Raw genomic sequence first — 13,555 nt, forward strand, 5'->3', positions numbered from 1 at the left:
GGATGGTGGGGTGACGAATCCTGAGGCGACGGGCTACCGGATCGAACGCGACTCGATGGGCGAGGTGGAGGTGCCGGCCGAGGCGCTGTGGCGGGCGCAGACCCAGCGCGCGGTGCAGAACTTCCCGATCTCGGGGCGGGGGATGGAGCCGGCCCAGATCCGGGCGCTGGCCCAGATCAAGGGTGCCGCGGCCGAGGTCAACGGTGAGCTGGGGGTGCTCGACGGCAAGGTGGCCGTCGCGATCGCCGCCGCCGCGGCGCACGTGGCCGACGGTGGGTACGACGACCAGTTCCCCGTTGATGTCTTCCAGACCGGCTCCGGCACGTCGTCGAACATGAACGCCAACGAGGTGATCGCCACCCTGGCCAGTCGGAAGCTCGGCGCCGACGTGCACCCGAACGACGACGTGAACGCGTCCCAGTCGAGCAATGACGTCTTTCCGTCCTCGATCCACCTGGCCGCCACCGAGTTCGTGACCCGGGACCTGCTGCCCTCCCTGGCACACCTGGCGGAGATGTTGGAGAGCAAGGCCGCCGAGTTCGAGACGGTGGTCAAGGCGGGGCGTACCCACCTGATGGACGCCACGCCGGTCACCCTCGGCCAGGAGTTCGGCGGGTACGCCGCGCAGGTCCGCTACGGCATCGAGCGGCTGGAGTCGGCCCTGCCCCGCCTGGCCGAGCTGCCGTTGGGCGGCACCGCCGTCGGCACCGGCATCAACACCCCGCTGGGCTTCGCGGCGCGGGTGGTCGAGCGGCTGCGCGACTCGACGGGGCTGCCGTTGCGCGAGGCGCGAAACCACTTCGAGGCGCAGGGCGCACGGGACGCGCTGGTCGAGACCTCCGGGCAGCTACGGACGATCGCGGTGGGTCTCCACAAGATGGCCAACGACATCCGCTGGATGGGCTCCGGCCCCCGCGCCGGCCTGCGGGAGCTGCGCATCCCCGATCTCCAGCCCGGTTCGTCGATCATGCCCGGCAAGGTCAACCCGGTGGTCTGCGAGGCGGTGCGCCAGGTCTGTGCGCAGGTGATCGGCAACGACGCGACGGTCGCCTTCGCCGGCTCCCAGGGCGACTTCGAGTTGAACGTCATGCTCCCGGTCATGGCCCGCAATCTGCTGGAGTCGATCAAACTTCTGGCCGCGTCGGGGCGACTGCTGGCGGACCGGTGCGTGGTCGGCCTGGTCGCGGACATCGAGGTCTGTTTGGCGTACGCGGAGGGCTCGCCGTCCATCGTCACCCCGCTCAACCGCTATCTCGGGTACGACGAGGCCGCTGCGATCGCGAAGGAGGCCCTCGCGAAGCAGGTTTCGATCCGGGAGGTGGTGGTCTCCCGGGGGCACCTGGATTCCGGCAAGCTCACCGGGGAGCAGCTTGACGAGGCGCTTGACCTGCTCCGGATGACACACCCCTGATGGGTCGTGCCTGTTAGTCGTCGGCCAGGCCCGGCTGCCAGCCCTGCTCCACTGACTGTCGGCATCGGTCGGGGTCGTCTCCGGTGGCGGTGAAGAGCGCGGTCAGCAGGAGGGGGCAGTGGGCGAGGGTCGGCCGGGGCAGGGGGCCGGTGGCGACCAGGGAGACCAGGCCGTGGGCGACGGCCCAGCTCTGGGTGGCCAGTTCGAGCGGGTTGGTGTCGGCGCGGTAGCGTCCGGCTCGCCGGCCTCGTTCGGCGGCCTGGACCAGGTATTCCAGGGTGTCGTCCGCCGCCTGGGCGTCTTCCAGGTCGAAATTTGCGTCGAACATGACCCGGTACAGGTCGGGGTGGTCCAGGGCGTTGCCCAGGTAGGCGGTGACCAGGGCGGTCAGGTCCCGGACCGGGTCCGCCGAGGGTGTGATCTGGGCGAGGCGGGTGCCCAGGCGGGTGAAGCCCTCCTGCCGGAGCGCCTTCCACATGCCGTCCATCCCGCCGAAGTAGGTGTAGACGGCCATGGTCGACACGCTCGTGCCGGCCACCAGCGAGCGGAGGGTGATGGGCTCGCGGGTGCGGAGCATGTGCGCGGCCCGCTCGATGAGCTGGGTGCGGACCGCTGGGTCTCTCCTCCTGGCCACAACCCCAGGATACATAGCATAGCTGTGCTATGTTTTGGTGGTCCTACCGACAAGCTCCACGAAAGAACTCATTAGGGAGTCAGCATGACCATCACCCTGGTTAACCCCGAAGGGTTGCCGAAGGTCGACCTCTACTCGCAGGTGGCCGTCGCCACCGGGTCACGGCTGGTCTTCCTCGCCGGCCAGGTCGCCGTTGACGCCGACGGGAACACGGTTGGCGTCGGCGACCTCGCCGCCCAGGTCGAGCAGTGCTACCTCAACGTCGCCACCGCCCTGGCCGAGGTCGGCGGCTCCGTCGATGACGTGGCGAAGTTGACCGTGTACGTCGTCGACTGGACGCCCGACAAGATGGCGCTCCTGGGGGAGGGGATCGCGCGGGCGGCGGCGAGGTTGGGCGTCACCCTGGCCGCCCCGTTGACGGGCCTGGGCATCAGCGCGCTCGCCGGCCCCGACCTGCTGGTCGAGGTCGAGGCCACGGCGGTCCTCGACGCACTGTCACATTGAGTTGGCCAAGGTGGGCGTGGCGCAGGTCGATGTCCCCTGGGCGCGGCCCTGGCCCGCCCAGGGGACATCACAGTCAGCGCAGGACCCGAAACCGCAGGTGGGTCGCCTGGGGCGTATCGATCACACCGATGTTCTCCAGCCGTAGGGCGGTAGCGTCGAACAGTGTGATCCCGCCGTCGATCACCAGGGGCCGTACCGCCAGCCGGATCTCGTCGACGAGCCCCGCGGCCAGGCACTGCTGGGCGAGCTGGGCACCGCCGCCGATGATGACCTCGCGCTCCCCCGCGGCGACCTGGGCGCGGCGTACCGCCTCGGCCACGTCCGGGATGAAGTGGAAGACGGTGTCCCCTTTGGCCACCTGCTCCGGCGTGCTGTGCGAGACGACGAAGTGCTCGACCGGGAATGGGTTGTCCACGAACCCGTCCTGGCTGGCACCCTGGTCGTAGGTGCGTCGCCCCATGACCATCGCGCCCATGCTGCGCTGCAGCTCCTCGACGATCGCCTGGCTCTCCGGCGAGGGGGCGAAATACCAGTCATGCAGCCCTTCGGGCTCGCCGTCCGGCCCGGCAATGCAGCCATTTACCGACATCGTCATATCCAACGCTACTTTTCCCATGAAGCCTCCACCGGTCGCTGGCATCCTGTTTCGCGAGCTGGGGATAGCGCTCCTGTCCACCTCTCCGGCTGCCGAGGTGCGATGACCGCAAGCGGCTCGCCTCCGCCGATGGCATCATCACGCACCGACATTCCGGTGCCCCGTCGACTCACCGGAGTGCCCCAACCAGATGGCGGTGCTAACCAACCCCGTCGTCCTGATCTGAATTCATCGCTGGCGGGCTGGCCCGGGGTGTCCAGGCGAGGAAGCGGTCGAAGAGGGCTCTCGGGTTTGGGTTGTCGTGTGGGTGGAGTGTGTGTAGGTCGGCTGCGGCGTCGTGGAGTTGGGCGCAGAGGTAGATCCGGAGTGCGACGAGGTCGTTGGCGTATTCATGGCGCAGGGTGAGTCGGGCAGTGGCGCAGGGCCAGGGTGCGGCGCAGGTGCGGCAGATCCAGAGTGGGCGTAATGGGAGGTGTGGTCGGCTGGTGGGAGGGGTCACCATGTGCCGCCGTTGGCGCGCCAGGTTTGGGCGGGGGTGAGCCAGCCGACGCGGCCTACCTGGGGATTGGCGACGGTGGGGGCGTTCCACGCGGGGCGGTGCGGTGGGGGCGTGGCGGTGGTTGGTTCGGTTGGCACGGTGGTGTGGCGGTCCGGGCAGGCCCGCCAGCGTAGGCCGCAGGAGCAGCCGGGGCGGGGGCCGCGCCAGACCCGGCGGTGTCGGGGTGCGAGCGGTATGGGGCGTTGGTTGTGGGGCCACCGGAACGCACGGGGGAACCACTTTCGGATGGATCGAGACATGACGCTGCCCTTTCTCTCGAATCGACTGTTTGTGTCACGGCCCCGGCGGTGGGTCGTCCGGCCGGGGGAGCGGGCGATTCCACCGCGACGCCGCGTTCGGGAATGGAGGCGGGCGTCGTGCTTCACAGTGTGCTGAGGGCGCGGCTACGGTCGGAAGGGTTTGGCCGTGCTGTGCGAGAGCCTTTGGGTGAGGCCGGGGTTGCTGGTGGCGTGGTATTGGAGTCGATCAACCGGTTCGTGGAGGGCGGTTGGAGATGGCGACTGGAGAGATGACCGCTGCGGCGTTCTTGGTGGCGGAGTTACGGCGGGCGCGGATTCGGCGGGGTTGGAGTCAGGAGGAGTTGGCCAGGGCCATCAACTACTCGCCGTCGATGGTCAGTGTGGTGGAGTTGGGGCAGGCGCCGCCGACCAGTAAGTATCTCGAGCAGTTCGACAAGGTTCTCGACACCGGCGGCCTCTTCACCCGCATGCTGACGAACCTGGTCAGCCTGGATCGTGCCCAACCCTGGCTACGTGGCGGTGGCGAGATTGTTTCGCAGGCGCGGGTGCTGCGGTGGTACGAACCGCTCTACGTTCCCGGCCTGCTCCAGACCGAGGCGTACGCGCGTGCCGTCTTCGAGGCGGGCGGCCTGCTTGAGGCAGCGGAGGTGGAGGCTCGGCTCAACGAGCGGTTGGAAGGCCAGCGCATCCTCTATGACGAGGAGCAGCCGCGTTTGGTGGCGGTGGTAGACGAGGCCGCTCTGCGTCGCCAGGTCGGGACCCGTAAGACCATGTATGACCAGACTGCTCACCTTGCCCGGGTGGCGACCGAGCATCCCCGTGTTCGGCTGCACGTCGTGCCGCTATCGGGGCAGGAGTATCCGGGGATGGGCGGGCCGTTCATTCTCGCGACCCTCCGTGAGGAGACGGAGTTGGCGTTCCTGGCAACCCAAGTGGGTGGGCAGGAAGTCGATCAACCGTCGGATCTCGGGCGGCTGCAACGGGTCTGGGAAGCTAGCCTTGGCGAGGCATTGCCTCCACAGAAGTCGGTCGAACTGGTGAGGAAAGTGACGGAGTCATGGACGTGACAGGTGCTACCTGGCGGAAGAGCAGTCGCAGTGCTCAGACCAACGACTGTGTCGAAGTGGCAACGAACCTGCCCGATGTGGTGGGCGTGCGGGACAGTAAGGATCCGGCGGGTCCGGCGCTGGCGGTTGGCCCGGGTTCCTGGCGGTCCTTCCTGGCCTCGCTGCAACGCTAATGCCCCTCGTCCAGGACCTGCTGCCGACCAGCGCCGAACGGATTCAACTTTTTGACGCCGCCCCTCTTTCATGAATCGACTGTGCCACCGCGACGCCGCGTTCGGGATCGGGGTGGGCGTCGTGCTTCACAGTGTGCTGAGGGCGCGGCTACGGTCGGAAGGGTTTGGCCGTGCTGTGCGAGAGCCTTTGGGTGAGGCCGGGGTTGCTGGTGGCGTGGTATTGGAGTCGATCAACCGGTTCGTGGAGGGCGGTTGGAGATGGCGACTGGAGAGATGACCGCTGCGGCGTTCTTGGTGGCGGAGTTACGGCGGGCGCGGATTCGGCGGGGTTGGAGTCAGGAGGAGTTGGCCAGGGCCATCAACTACTCGCCGTCGATGGTCAGTGTGGTGGAGTTGGGGCAGGCGCCGCCGACCAGTAAGTATCTCGAGCAGTTCGACAAGGTTCTCGACACCGGCGGTCTCTACACCCGCATGCTGACCGACTTGGTCGTCCTCGATAAGAACCAGGCGTGGTCCCGTGGTTGGCGCAGAATCCAGGCGGAGTCGTGGGCCCTACGCTGGTTCGATCCACTGCACGTTCCAGGGTTGTTGCAGACCGAGGCATATGCGCGGGCGGTCTTCGAGTCGGATCCGCTACTTGAGCCAGAGGAGGTGGAGCGCCGGCTTGCCGAACGACTGGACGGTCAGGCAGTTCTCTATGCCGAGCGTCCGTCCCGGCTCGTGGGAGTGATGGACGAGGCGGTGTTGCAGCGGAGGGTAGGTGGTCGAAAGGTCATGGGCGACCAGTTGTCACACCTCGCCCGCTTAGCCGTCGAGCACCCACACGTCCGAGTCCAAGTCGTGCCCTGTTCTGCGGATGAGTATCCAGGCCTCAACGGCCCGTTCATTCTTGCCAGCATGGCTGGTGGAGGCGAACTCGCGTTCCTCGGTGGCCAGATCGGCGGTCAGGAGTTCGACCGGCCGGCTGATCTCATGCGCTTGCAGCGGACCTGGGAAGCTACTCTCGCCGTGGCCCTGCCCCCGCAGGAGTCCATCGAGCGGATCAAGGAACTGGTGGAGTCATGGAAATGACCGGTGCGCGGTGGCGTAAGAGCAGTCGCAGTGGTTCCAACGACCAGTGTGTTGAGGTGGCGACGAACCTGCCGGGTGTGGTGGGGGTGCGGGACAGTAAGGATCCGATGGGTCCGGCGCTCTCCATTGACCCGGGCTCCTGGCGGTCCTTCACCGCCGCGCTACGCCGTTAGGGCGAGCGCCCCGGCCTGGTTGCCAGGCCGGGGCGCCCCACGACTACCTAACGCAGTCGACCGCGGGCGCCGCCGTTGTCCTGGTCGGCGACGAACGCGGTGAGCCAGGCCAGCGGCAACCGTAACGAACTGATCCACCGGCTGCTGGCCGGACGATGCGAGCTCTGCGAGTCCACGGACAGGTTGGAAGTCCATCACCTGCGGAAACTCGCCGGCATCAACGTCGCGATCGCCCCAACAAACCCGTATGGGTGCACCTCATGGCCAAAAGGTGCCGCAAGGACCCTCGTGACCTGCCGAAACCGCCACGAGGACATCCACGCCGGTCGGACATGTCGACGACGCGCTGAGACTGACCCTCTAGCGGCGGATTGGGACTGACCCCTCCGAGGCTGGAGGGGTGATCGCATTGGAAGACTGGGCTGAGGTCCGTCGGTTGCATCGGGCTGAGGGTGTTCCGATCAAGGAGATTGCGCGTCGGTTGGGTTTGGCGCGTAACACGGTCCGTTCGGCGCTTCGGGCCGAGGCGCCGCCGTCGCGTGAGCGCGGCCCTCGCGGTTCGTGTGTGGATGGGGTCGAGCCGCAGGTCCGGGCGTTGCTCGCGGAGTTCCCGCGGATGCCGGCGACGGTGATCGCTGAGCGGATCGGGTGGACGAAGTCGCTGACGATCCTCAAGGACCGGGTTCGGGAGCTGCGTCCGTTGTTCGTTCCGCCGGACCCGACCGACCGAGTGGAGTACGACCCGGGTGAGGTCGCCCAGTGTGATCTGTGGTTCCCACCTCAGCCGATCCCGGTTGGTGGCGGGGCTGAGCGGATCCTGCCGGTGCTCGCGATGACCTGCGGGTACTCGCGGGTCACGGACGCGGTCATGATTCCCAGTCGCAAGGCCGGAGACATCCTGGCGGGGATGTGGGAGATCGTGGCCGGGTGGGGTGCCTGTCCACGGACCTTGGTCTGGGATCGGGAGGCCGCGATCGGTGGCACCGGGAAGCTCACGACGGAGGCGGCGGCGTTCGCCGGGACGATCGGGGTGCGTATTCGCCTGGCCCCGCCCAGGGATCCGGAGTTCAAGGGGTTGGTCGAGCGGCGCAACGGGTTCTTCGAGACCTCGTTCCTGCCTGGGCGTGTGTTCACCTCGCCGTTCGACTTCAACGTCCAGATCAGCGACTGGCTCGTGCAACGCGCGAACACGCGCGTCCTGCGCGCGATCGGCTTGACGACGCCCACGGCTAGGTGGGCGGCGGACCGGGCCGCGATGGTGGCTCTGCCGCCGGTGGCGCCGGCGATCGGGCTCACGCATCGGGTGCGGCTGGGGCGGGACTACTACGTGCGTATCGACGGCAACGACTACTCCGTGGACCCTCGGTGCATCGGCAGGTTCATCGACGTGCTCGCCACCCCCGCCCGGATGGTCGCCTCGTGCGCCGGGCAGGTCGTGGCTGATCACGACCGTGACTGGGGCCATGCCCGCACGATCACCGATCCCGAACATCAGGCCACCGCCCGGCTGCTGCGCCAGGACTTGGCTGCCCGCCGGCGGCAGGCCTCGACTCGTTCGCACGCTGATGGACACGTCGTGGCGATCCGTGCCCTGCCGGACTACGACGCCCTGTTCGGCGTGGACTTCGACCCCCGCCCCGACGTCGAGGCGGTCCAGAAAAGCGCAGCTGAGGGGAAGTAGATGACCACGATAACGAAGACCAGACCGGCGCCGGACGGGCTGGGATCCAAGCTCGCCTACCTCACCAGAGTCCTCAAGACGCCCACGATCGGGCGGACCTGGGAGACCTTGGCCGACCAGGCCAGACAGGCGAACTGGTCGCACGAGGAGTACCTCGCCGCCGTGTTGGAACGGCAAGTCGCCGACCGCGAGTCCGCCGGCACGACGATGCGGATCCGCACCGCGCACTTCCCGGCGATCAAGACCCTGGAAGACTTCAACCTCGACCACCTGCCGAGCCTCCGCAAGGACGTGCTCGCGCACCTGGCCACGGCGACGTTCATCCCGAAGGCGGAGAACGTGATCCTGCTCGGCCCGCCCGGCCTGGGCAAGACCCACCTGGCCATCGGGCTCGGGATCAAGGCCACCCAGTCCGGCTACTCGGTCCTGTTCGACACCGCGACGAACTGGATCGACCGCCTCGCCCGCGCCCACCACCGCGGCGCCCTGGAAGCCGAGCTGAAGAAGATCCGCCGCTACAAGCTCATCATCGTCGACGAAGTCGGCTACATCCCCTTCGACACCGACGCAGCGAACCTGTTCTTCCAACTCGTCGCATCTCGCTACGAGGCCGGCTCCATCCTCGTCACCTCGAACCTGCCGTTCGGGCGGTGGGGCGAGGTCTTCGGCGACGAAGTCGTCGCCGCCGCGATGATCGACCGCCTCGTGCACCACGCCGAGGTCCTCACCCTCGCAGGCGAGTCCTACCGCACCAGAGCCCGCCGAGAACTCCTCGCGAAGGACCGCAACAAGTAGCACGAAACGACCTCCGGGGGGTCAATCCCAAAACGTCGATAGGGGGTCAGTTCCAATCCGCCGTTGACAGGACACGCACATCCACCCGGAACTGACCACTGGAGAACCGCGTCCACCACGTCTGGGAGATCACGTTCCGTTGAAGACCTGCACCAGGCCCGCGCCCGCCCGGGACCCGCCTTCCTGGCCACCTGCGCAACACCTCGATCGGCTACCGCCGTGACCAGCGCCGTTCCGAACGCAATGGCCCTGCCCACTACCGGCCGCGACGGTTGAATTCCTTAGCCTTGGCGCGGCGAGCTGAGTCGAAGGCGTTGACCGTTCCCGCGCCTTCGCCGCCAGGACCGTTTTGCCAGCTGAGGACCCTACGGACGGCGGCTTCGACTGCCCGATGCCCGGGCGGGTGTGCAACCTCGAAGTGTGATTCCTTAGGTCGGTCGAAGTCACCGCCCCATGAGACAGCGCCTTCGAGTTCGGCGAGGATGTCTCGCACCACAACGAGTTCGGTGGGATACAGGCCACCCCTGACGCCGACCGGATAGGCCCGCGGACGGATGGCGATGGCAGATCCTGACAGGTAGTTGGACTCGTAGGGCTCGGAGAGGATGAGGCTTTCGAGGTGTCCCTGGATTTCGCCGTTGCGCAACTGGTCGATCTCGTAGTTGAAGCGGCGGGCTACATGTGTCAGCAAGACTGCTGCGGCACCGTCAGCCAGTTTCACCCGTTGGCCGCTACCCTCGACCGAATGCCAACCGGTCTGCTTCAGCACTGGCCAGCCATTGAGTGACGTGGAGTCACGCCAGGTGGGCACGCGGCCGCCGACGGACGGTGCCGCTTGTGCTGTTCCGCTTGCATGGACCACAACGGCAACAGCTGCGCCAGTGATCGCCGCCGTCCGAAGCAATCCGCGGCGCGACAACCTGACATCCTTCACAAGGCTCACCCTTTCTTTCGTTGCGTCCGTCTCTTTTGGCATGCCAACGACGCTACGGCGCCGGTCAGACTGACTATGGCAAGCAGCGACAGCACCACCACGGCGGGGTTCACCCAACTGGCAACCATGTCGTAGTCTGCGTTGCAATTCCTACTAAGCGGAAACAATCTGTAGTAGTCGTCTCGATGTGCATCATGGTATGCATCGTCGTATGATTGGTGATGAAAGTAACAACTTTTTTCAATGTTGAGCCCGCCCGACATTGCTCCCCATAACCACACCGAAACCAGCAGGAACAAGGATGCCCAGGCGGCGTGGCCGAACCAACCAGGCCGGCGCCAGGTACCCGCGCGAAGGCCGCGCACCATGCGCCACACGCTCCACCCTGGGATGGCCAGCCATGGTATGAAAGGGAGAAAAGCAGCGACTCTTTCGAGGTTCCTCAACGTGGTGCTGACCCCCCTGCCGACTGACGCAGATAGTCGTCGTGGTTGGCCTTGAGACTGGCCGCACTGCGGCTTTCCGATCCCATACGAGCGAGGATCGCATCGACGAACCCCTGCTCGAAATCGCTCAGCTTGTCATATCCGCCGGGCAGGTTCTGCAGGGCTGTCGGGAGCATGGCACCCTTAAAGGCGATGAGCTGCTTACGGGCGAGGCCAAGCGTGGCGTCACTTCCAGTTAGTACAGAGTGAGCGGCGAGTTTGCAGTTCTCGGCGGTGCCCCATCGCTGCTGGAAGAGGTCGTTGAAACGGCGGAGCCCACCTCCGCCATCGTAGCAGTGCGTGATCGCTTCAACAATGGTCTGGCCGGAGCGCACCCGTTGGGCGATCATGTAGCCGTCGGCGTCCTCTAGGAGATCGCTGAAGCCGAAGCTGGACGTTACTCCGGGCTTGGCTAGCTTCGCCTCACAGAAGGCCCTCCCAGAGGCGTACTGCTCTTCGGAGTTGCGCCAGTCTGTGTAGAAGGTCATCAGGTCACCCGCCCAGCCCGCCACGTCCCCTCCGTTGGCCGACTTCAGGTTGGGGTCCTGAGGTTTGATCAGGTGACCGTTGGCGGTAGCCATAAGATGTTCGGCGCCGATATCGTAACCCGTGAAAGGGTCCTGGAAGGTCTTCATGATCGTCATGCCGCGGTCGTTTAGCGTACTCGACGAAGCCCTTATCGTAGGCGCCGATGAGGATCAGCCTTCGAGGCAGATGCTCGAGGAGTTCATGGGTGGCGCCGGCTCCTCGAGGGCGTGAAGCGCGGAGAACTCCATGATCACCGGCATGATCTCACCCCCTCTACCCGCTTCTAAACCTGTATCCGTGGACGAGAGCGGTCTACCGTGGCTGAAACGGCGCTGAAATATGGTGAGATTGCCCTCGGGGCGAGGAGTGTCGGGTTTGACTAGAACTCGAACCACGTCAGCTCGGAAGGGCACTCTCGGCGCAAGAATCTCGTATGTGGCGGTCGGATGGCGCGGTGTTCGACGAGGACAATGTCGTGTCCACGCGGGGCTGGTACCGCTGCTGGAACTGGCCGAACAGGCTGGGCCGTCGCGACTGCTCGACGAGCACGTCCGGTTCGTCGATGAGCGGGTCAAGTCCAGGGCGGCGAACTCGACCCTGAAGCTGACCTCGATCATCGGCGGGATGCCGCCGGGGCAGACAGTACCGATGCGCCAGCGGCGCCACCCTCCGCACCCACCTGATCAACGTGCCCGCCCGGTTGGCTCGACCTCAACACCGACCCGTCCTGCACCTGCCCACGCACTGTCCCCGCGCCGACGCCTGGTCCACCCCCCGGTCCCCTCCTTTGGCTACGGGGTGACCACGCTGAGGTGGGCCGGGGGCAGCCAGAGAGGGGTGTCGTCGCCGGGGCGCAGCGGTGTTGCCGGCCCGGTGGTGAGATGCAGGGTGACTCCCGCGCTGGTGGCCTGGATGTCGAGATGGGTGCCCCGGTCGGTGACGGCGGTGATGGTCGCCGGCACCACGTTGTCGCCCTGACGGTCGCCGACCACGATGGCCGCTGGGCGGATGAGGAGCAGGCCCGCTCCTCGGTGGTCGGTGTCGAGGCGGAGGCGGCCGAGGGGGCAGTCGAAGTGGCCGGCGGAAGCGGTGCCGGGGATGGCGTTGCCGGCGCCGCCCAGAAATCGGGCGACAGCCAGGGTCGCGGGCCGGCGAAACAGGTCGGCGGGCGGGGCGTGCTGGGCGACCCGGCCGTCGAGGAGCACGGTGACCGTGTCGGCCACGTCGGTGGCCTCGTCGCGGTCGTGGGTGACGAACAGGGTGGTGCTGCCCTCCCGCCGGTGCAGCTCGGTGAGGAGCGCCCGCATCTCGCCGCGTAGCTGCGGGTCGAGGGCGCTGAACGGCTCGTCGAGCAGCAGGACCCCCGGGCGGGCGGCCAGGGCTCGGGCGAGGGCGACGCGTTGCTGCTGGCCGCCGGAGAGTTCGCCGCTGCGCCGCTCGCCGTAGCCCGGTAGTGAGACGGCGTCGAGCAGCTCGGCGACCCGCCGCCGGATGGCAGCGCGGTCGGTGCCGCGCATGCGCAGGCCGAAGGCGATGTTCTCGGCCACGGTGAGGTGTGGGAAGAGCAGCGGGCGTTGGAAGACGACGCCGAGGTCGCGCCGGTGCGGGGGCTGGCGCAGGACACTGCGGCCGGCGAGCCGGACGTCGCCGCCGGTGGGGGTGCTCAGCCCGGCGACGATCGACAGGAGGGTGGACTTGCCGCTGCCGGAGGGCCCGAGGACGGCGGTACGGGTGCCCACCGGCACCTCCAGGCTGACCCCGCGCAGCGTCGGCGTGGCCGCGCCCGGGTAGGTGTGGTCCAGGTCGGCGACGGTGATGTCGGTGGTCATCGGCCGACTCCGAGCAGGGCGGTGTCGCGGCCGGCGAGTTGCCGGGCGGCGAGGGCGGTCAGCAGCAGGGGCGGGGCGACGGCGACCAGCGCGATGGCGGCGGTGGCGGCCTGGTTGCCGCTGCCGGCGGCGGTGGCGAAGAGCAGCAGCGGCACCGTGGTGACGACGCCGCCACCGATGAGCAGGGTCAACAGATAGTCGCTCCAGGAGATGAGGAAGGCGAACATGGCGGCGACGACCAGGCCGCCGCGTAGCTGGGGGAGGCTGACCTCGCGGAACGCCCGCCACGTCCCGGCGCCGAGGGTGCGGGCCTGCCGCTCCAGGGCGGGGTCGACACCGGCCCACACCCCGGACATCAGCAGCGTGGCGTACGCGGTGGCGGCGGGTAGCTGGGCCAGGACCACACCGGTGAGCGAGTCGGCGAGCCCGGCGCGCAGGTAGACGATCTGCGCGCCCATGGCGACGGCGAACGGGGGCACCAGTACCGGGGCGAGCAGGACCAGCTCGATCAGCCGTCTTCCCGGCAGCCGGTGCCAGGCCAGCGCGCGCCCGGCGGCGGCCCCGAGGGCGGTGGCGAGGGCGGCGACGGCGGCGCCGATGCCGACGGAGGTGGTGACGGCCTCGGCGAGGCGGGACTGCGGGCCGAGGGCCTGCTCCCAGCCGGCCAGCGACCAGCGGGCCGGCCACAGGTCGGGGTAGAACCACTGGTCGGTGAAGGCCTGCACGGCCAGCGGCAGCAGCGGCCCCGCCACCCAGAGCCCGGTGAGGATCAGCACCGTGGGGCGCGCCAACCCCGCGCCGAGCGGCCGGCGGGGCCGCCCCGCTTCCTGCACCGGCGGCGCTTCCTGCACCGGCCGAGATTCCTTCGTCAGCCCCG

Annotated in this window: 16 protein-coding genes; 8 read left to right on the forward strand and 8 right to left on the reverse strand. The window is 67.8% G+C overall.

Annotated elements, in window-relative coordinates; translation table 11 throughout:
* Positions 1–10 precede the first annotated feature (10 nt).
* The gene (locus SALPAC6_RS0120830) at positions 11–1,411 is read left to right on the forward strand and encodes a class II fumarate hydratase (RefSeq protein WP_018255269.1); all 1,401 of its coding nucleotides are present in this window, start codon (positions 11–13) and stop codon (positions 1,409–1,411) included.
* Positions 1,412–1,424: 13 nt separating this feature from the next.
* Here the strand turns inward: SALPAC6_RS0120830 and SALPAC6_RS0120835 are convergent, their stop codons facing one another.
* Positions 1,425–2,045, reverse strand: coding sequence for a TetR/AcrR family transcriptional regulator (locus SALPAC6_RS0120835; RefSeq protein WP_188115249.1), 621 nt, complete (start codon positions 2,043–2,045; stop codon positions 1,425–1,427).
* Positions 2,046–2,129: 84 nt separating this feature from the next.
* Between SALPAC6_RS0120835 and SALPAC6_RS0120840 the strand changes: the two genes are divergently transcribed.
* Positions 2,130–2,549, forward strand: coding sequence for a RidA family protein (locus tag SALPAC6_RS0120840; protein ID WP_018255271.1), 420 nt, complete (start codon positions 2,130–2,132; stop codon positions 2,547–2,549).
* Between the two features lie 73 nt (positions 2,550–2,622).
* Here the strand turns inward: SALPAC6_RS0120840 and SALPAC6_RS0120845 are convergent, their stop codons facing one another.
* Together SALPAC6_RS0120845 and SALPAC6_RS28245 are read right to left on the reverse strand one after the other, a co-directional pair.
* Positions 2,623–3,165 carry a dihydrofolate reductase family protein gene (locus SALPAC6_RS0120845; RefSeq protein ID WP_263404720.1) on the reverse strand — a complete coding sequence of 181 codons (543 nt, stop codon included), beginning with the start codon at positions 3,163–3,165 and terminating at the stop codon, positions 2,623–2,625.
* Between the two features lie 178 nt (positions 3,166–3,343).
* Positions 3,344–3,646, reverse strand: a complete 303-nt coding sequence (locus SALPAC6_RS28245) for a hypothetical protein (RefSeq protein ID WP_080636100.1) — start codon at positions 3,644–3,646, stop codon at positions 3,344–3,346.
* 550 nt (positions 3,647–4,196) lie between these two features.
* Here SALPAC6_RS28245 and SALPAC6_RS0120850 point away from each other — a divergent pair.
* The 4 genes from SALPAC6_RS0120850 to SALPAC6_RS0120865 all read left to right on the forward strand — a co-directional run bounded on the left by SALPAC6_RS0120850 (position 4,197) and on the right by SALPAC6_RS0120865 (position 6,426).
* Positions 4,197–5,009: a helix-turn-helix domain-containing protein gene (locus SALPAC6_RS0120850; protein ID WP_026189916.1), complete on the forward strand. Its 813-nt coding sequence runs from the start codon at positions 4,197–4,199 to the stop codon at positions 5,007–5,009.
* Positions 5,000–5,182, forward strand: a complete 183-nt coding sequence (locus SALPAC6_RS0120855) for a DUF397 domain-containing protein (RefSeq protein ID WP_018255274.1) — start codon at positions 5,000–5,002, stop codon at positions 5,180–5,182. Before SALPAC6_RS0120850 ends, SALPAC6_RS0120855 begins: the two co-directional genes overlap by 10 nt.
* A 258-nt stretch (positions 5,183–5,440) precedes the next feature.
* Positions 5,441–6,253, forward strand: coding sequence for a helix-turn-helix domain-containing protein (locus SALPAC6_RS0120860; RefSeq protein WP_026189917.1), 813 nt, complete (start codon positions 5,441–5,443; stop codon positions 6,251–6,253).
* Positions 6,244–6,426, forward strand: a complete 183-nt coding sequence (locus tag SALPAC6_RS0120865) for a DUF397 domain-containing protein (protein WP_026189918.1) — start codon at positions 6,244–6,246, stop codon at positions 6,424–6,426. Before SALPAC6_RS0120860 ends, SALPAC6_RS0120865 begins: the two co-directional genes overlap by 10 nt.
* Positions 6,427–6,473: 47 nt before the next feature.
* On the opposite strand, the gene SALPAC6_RS30860 is transcribed toward SALPAC6_RS0120865, so the two are convergent.
* Positions 6,474–6,602 (reverse strand): hypothetical protein, encoded by a 129-nt coding sequence (locus SALPAC6_RS30860; protein ID WP_018255277.1) that lies wholly within the window; start codon positions 6,600–6,602, stop codon positions 6,474–6,476.
* 224 nt (positions 6,603–6,826) lie between these two features.
* Here SALPAC6_RS30860 and istA point away from each other — a divergent pair, with 224 nt between their 5' ends.
* Together istA and istB are read left to right on the forward strand one after the other, a co-directional pair.
* Complete coding sequence (gene istA / locus SALPAC6_RS0120875; protein WP_018252762.1) at positions 6,827–8,107, forward strand: IS21 family transposase; 1,281 nt, start codon at positions 6,827–6,829, stop codon at positions 8,105–8,107.
* On the forward strand, positions 8,108–8,902 hold the full coding sequence (gene istB / locus SALPAC6_RS0120880) for an IS21-like element helper ATPase IstB (RefSeq protein WP_018252763.1): 795 nt from the start codon (positions 8,108–8,110) through the stop codon (positions 8,900–8,902). It begins immediately after the preceding gene.
* 256 nt (positions 8,903–9,158) lie between these two features.
* Here the strand turns inward: istB and SALPAC6_RS0120885 are convergent, their stop codons facing one another.
* From SALPAC6_RS0120885 to SALPAC6_RS0120905, 4 genes are all read right to left on the reverse strand, one after another.
* Positions 9,159–9,878, reverse strand: a complete 720-nt coding sequence (locus SALPAC6_RS0120885; protein WP_223874325.1) for a hypothetical protein — start codon at positions 9,876–9,878, stop codon at positions 9,159–9,161.
* Positions 9,879–10,278: 400 nt separating this feature from the next.
* The gene (locus SALPAC6_RS30455) at positions 10,279–10,965 is read right to left on the reverse strand and encodes a hypothetical protein (RefSeq protein ID WP_018255279.1); all 687 of its coding nucleotides are present in this window, start codon (positions 10,963–10,965) and stop codon (positions 10,279–10,281) included.
* A 675-nt stretch (positions 10,966–11,640) separates the two neighbouring features.
* A complete protein-coding gene (locus SALPAC6_RS0120900) occupies positions 11,641–12,678 on the reverse strand; it encodes an ABC transporter ATP-binding protein (protein WP_018255281.1) in 1,038 nt (345 codons plus the stop codon).
* Positions 12,675–13,511, reverse strand: a complete 837-nt coding sequence (locus tag SALPAC6_RS0120905) for an ABC transporter permease (RefSeq protein WP_026189920.1) — start codon at positions 13,509–13,511, stop codon at positions 12,675–12,677. Before SALPAC6_RS0120905 ends, SALPAC6_RS0120900 begins: the two co-directional genes overlap by 4 nt.
* Positions 13,512–13,555: the final 44 nt, after the last annotated feature.

Origin of the sequence: Salinispora mooreana (genome assembly GCF_000379065.1) — a bacterium.
GTDB lineage: Bacteria > Actinomycetota > Actinomycetes > Mycobacteriales > Micromonosporaceae > Micromonospora > Micromonospora mooreana.

Bases quoted from the DNA above. Each gene is read 5' to 3' on its own strand.
- SALPAC6_RS0120840 (WP_018255271.1), top strand. From the start codon at position 2,130: ATGACCATCACCCTGGTTAACCCCGAAGGGTTGCCGAAGGTCGACCTC.
- SALPAC6_RS0120845 (WP_263404720.1), bottom strand. From the start codon at position 3,165: ATGGGAAAAGTAGCGTTGGATATGACGATGTCGGTAAATGGCTGCATT.
- SALPAC6_RS28245 (WP_080636100.1), bottom strand. From the start codon at position 3,646: ATGGTGACCCCTCCCACCAGCCGACCACACCTCCCATTACGCCCACTC.
- SALPAC6_RS0120850 (WP_026189916.1), top strand. From the start codon at position 4,197: ATGGCGACTGGAGAGATGACCGCTGCGGCGTTCTTGGTGGCGGAGTTA.
- SALPAC6_RS0120855 (WP_018255274.1), top strand. From the start codon at position 5,000: ATGGACGTGACAGGTGCTACCTGGCGGAAGAGCAGTCGCAGTGCTCAG.
- SALPAC6_RS0120860 (WP_026189917.1), top strand. From the start codon at position 5,441: ATGGCGACTGGAGAGATGACCGCTGCGGCGTTCTTGGTGGCGGAGTTA.
- SALPAC6_RS0120865 (WP_026189918.1), top strand. From the start codon at position 6,244: ATGGAAATGACCGGTGCGCGGTGGCGTAAGAGCAGTCGCAGTGGTTCC.
- istB (WP_018252763.1), top strand. From the start codon at position 8,108: ATGACCACGATAACGAAGACCAGACCGGCGCCGGACGGGCTGGGATCC.
- SALPAC6_RS0120885 (WP_223874325.1), bottom strand. From the start codon at position 9,878: ATGCCAAAAGAGACGGACGCAACGAAAGAAAGGGTGAGCCTTGTGAAG.
- SALPAC6_RS30455 (WP_018255279.1), bottom strand. From the start codon at position 10,965: ATGACGATCATGAAGACCTTCCAGGACCCTTTCACGGGTTACGATATC.
- SALPAC6_RS0120900 (WP_018255281.1), bottom strand. From the start codon at position 12,678: ATGACCACCGACATCACCGTCGCCGACCTGGACCACACCTACCCGGGC.